General features: G+C 35.9%; 5 protein-coding genes. 1 reads left to right on the top strand and 4 read right to left on the bottom strand.

Annotated features, from left to right (window positions below):
• The 4 genes from M23134_RS37050 to M23134_RS37065 form a co-directional block, all read right to left on the bottom strand.
• A partial coding sequence (locus M23134_RS37050; RefSeq protein ID WP_045115094.1) for a hypothetical protein occupies window positions 1-891 on the bottom strand: 891 nt, incomplete at its 3' end.
• 5 nt (window positions 892-896) lie between these two features.
• The gene (locus M23134_RS37055; RefSeq protein WP_002706208.1) at window positions 897-1,565 is read right to left on the bottom strand and encodes a hypothetical protein; all 669 of its coding nucleotides are present in this window, start codon (window positions 1,563-1,565) and stop codon (window positions 897-899) included.
• Between the two features lie 83 nt (window positions 1,566-1,648).
• Window positions 1,649-1,966 (bottom strand): hypothetical protein, encoded by a 318-nt coding sequence (locus M23134_RS37060; RefSeq protein WP_002706210.1) that lies wholly within the window; start codon window positions 1,964-1,966, stop codon window positions 1,649-1,651.
• A 23-nt stretch (window positions 1,967-1,989) separates the two neighbouring features.
• Complete coding sequence (locus M23134_RS37065) at window positions 1,990-2,178, bottom strand: hypothetical protein (protein ID WP_045115095.1); 189 nt, start codon at window positions 2,176-2,178, stop codon at window positions 1,990-1,992.
• A gap of 71 nt (window positions 2,179-2,249) precedes the next feature.
• Between M23134_RS37065 and tnpA the strand changes: the two genes are divergently transcribed.
• On the top strand, window positions 2,250-2,542 hold a 293-nt coding region (gene tnpA / locus M23134_RS37070; RefSeq protein WP_045115096.1), incomplete at its 3' end, for an IS66 family insertion sequence element accessory protein TnpA.

Below are 2,542 nucleotides of genomic sequence, written 5' to 3' on the forward strand. Positions count from 1 at the left end.
GAAATTAGAAGTGAATTTACAAGGAGTATCTCCCAAGAAAACTTGTTGGTTATTGTTTTTTAAAAGCATTATTTCATAGAGTTTTGCAGAAAAAAAGTTCGTTTTTGTAACTGATCTTAATGTTACCTCAATTGAATCTAGTATACAGACCTCATCATTTAAGAAAGGGCAGTTTACCATCAGAAATATTTGGGTACTATCACCTTCTCTTACTTGCATTGGCAATACAGCTTCTTTAATCAAGTGAGTAGTAACTTCAAAAGAAGTAGGTGATGTTGAGGTTGCTATCTCACGTGGGTACCCCATAAAAGGTCCTTGTACTCTAAACTTGTTACCAGATGCACGTAACCATTGAATATCTTTAATGTCTTTTTGACTCTGATCAAGCTGTATACCCAATGCTTTATTATCACGATAAGACTGTAGTATATGTATAACCCATAGCACTTCTACCTCACTTTGTACCGTAAAGGTGTATATCTGAGAGTCATTTTCAAATTTCACCATAAAAGTCCATATAGAAAGCAATTTACCCTCAAAGTATGTTACCTTTTTATGTTGATAATGAGGGTGATCTTGTGGAATGTTTAGATGAGCCTTATCTCGCCAAAAACTATGCTCCCAAAGACTAAACTCTTCGAGCCAAGCATTAGGAGCAACTCGTTTTAACTGAAGTGCACTTATATCGGTATATATATAAGCATTGTCTCCTTGAAGCATAGCATAACTCAAACATAAAAAGGCTAATTCCACATATTCACAGTTCAATGTATCATTCAATGCTTCTTCTGTAACCAAAAGGTAATTTTGCCTTGGGGCAGGAATTAAGTCTACATCAATCTTACCTGCATTAGAAGATCTTATAGCACAAAAAAGCGTTTGTTGTTGCATACCATCTATTTATCAGTAAAAAAATCAGTGATCATTTGCTTGTCTAAGAAAACTTGCTTGGCATCCCTTAACACTTCCTCAATTAAATAAGAGTATTTTTCCTTAATTTTTTTCAAGTAACGACCGTACCTCTTTGTCATTATATTTTTAAACTCATCATATCTAGTATCAGTCATTCCTGGACCCTTAGAAAAAAAATACATCGCCATGTCTCTTAAATCACCTGACCCAAAGAGCTCTTGTTTGAGTTGCTTGAATTTTGCATTATGTCTATAATTCTGAAATATTTTATACTCTGTCAATAAAATAACCCTCTCACCCAAGCTAAGTTGGGACTTAATATATTCAATATCTTGTGAGGTTATTACTTTGAGGTGGAAAATGTATGTTGCAACAGGCGCAATTTTTCCTCGCAAATTATATTTAGGAATCCAATATCGTGCAGTAGAGCTTGGGTTTTCTGAGGCCTTACCTTTTTTATATATCTCGTTAAAAAACAAGAAGTCTTTATGTGTTATGATGTAAAAGCGTGTGTTTTTATGAAATTTTTTTGTAGTTCTCAATAACTCGTTTTTTTCTCCAGCAAGAAGTTTTTGATAATCATTTTTGAGGGCTTGTGCATTTAATTCATCGAAGGGTTGAGAGAGCATATACTTAAGCCAGTCATTAATCATTAAGGGTAAGTCAGATAGTGCAGGATCAAGTACCCCCGTTGTGCCAAGTCTTCCGCAGGAGACTTAAAAGAGCGGGTGCTGGGTTACCCTTCCACTTTTTGTATGTCTAATACTTCAAAAGTTTCTTCATTGATGATAATACTAACTTTAGCCTCATCCCTACAGATTTTGGCAAGCAGCAATGTCCATTGAATTGTTGTTTCATCAGTAAGGCGATACCATACTCTGCCATCCAACCCATGTTTATAATAGTCTGGATCTGTATGATGTGGCTCATCATAGTTAAGGTATAATTCATAAAAAGTAGGCAACACTATTTTTACCACATAAATAGCGAGTTCAGGTGCATTGGCACTACCATGAAAGCTTAAAACTTTCTCAGTAATTGTACGAGTCTTCATTGTTTTGGTAATTTCTAATACCCTTAATCTGATATGATCATATTCAAAAACCTTTGCTCTTCGTTTATAAAGCAACGAAGTATTTTTTGCTCCTTGGATGTATCTGCACATACCCTTACTATTTGCTCAAACATTTTTTCAGAGATTTCTTGACTCTCCTGAAACTTTGGGTCATTCTTATCCAAAAGCTCATTTGAGTTGTATCCACTCATCGGCTGGGGTATATGAAAAACGACTTGCTTGTATTTGCTTTGCATCATCAAATCACTAAACACCCAATACGATGAGCAAACAATATGATCGTGCGAAGATATTTAAGATGGTGTCGGAAAGCTATGAGCTAGGACTAACTGCTGCCGAGTATTGCCGCAAGAAAAATTTTTCTTCCAAGATATTCTATCGTTACCGTCAGCAATATATAGAGGTTTATGGGGCAAAGCCAATGCCTACTACACCCATGGCTGATTTTGTGGAGTTAGCGGTAGCTCCTCCTGAAACTACTGGTTTGAGTTTGGAGGTAGGCACCCATATTCGTTTACGTTTTGAGTCTTTGCCTGACCCTGTATATTATCCCAA

The organism is Microscilla marina ATCC 23134 (assembly GCF_000169175.1).
GTDB classification, from domain to species: Bacteria; Bacteroidota; Bacteroidia; order Cytophagales; family Microscillaceae; genus Microscilla; species Microscilla marina.

Coding starts and splice junctions, on each gene's coding strand:
- M23134_RS37065 (WP_045115095.1), bottom strand. CDS start 2,178: ATGAGTGGATACAACTCAAATGAGCTTTTGGATAAGAATGACCCAAAG.
- M23134_RS37055 (WP_002706208.1), bottom strand. CDS start 1,565: ATGATTAATGACTGGCTTAAGTATATGCTCTCTCAACCCTTCGATGAA.
- M23134_RS37060 (WP_002706210.1), bottom strand. CDS start 1,966: ATGAAGACTCGTACAATTACTGAGAAAGTTTTAAGCTTTCATGGTAGT.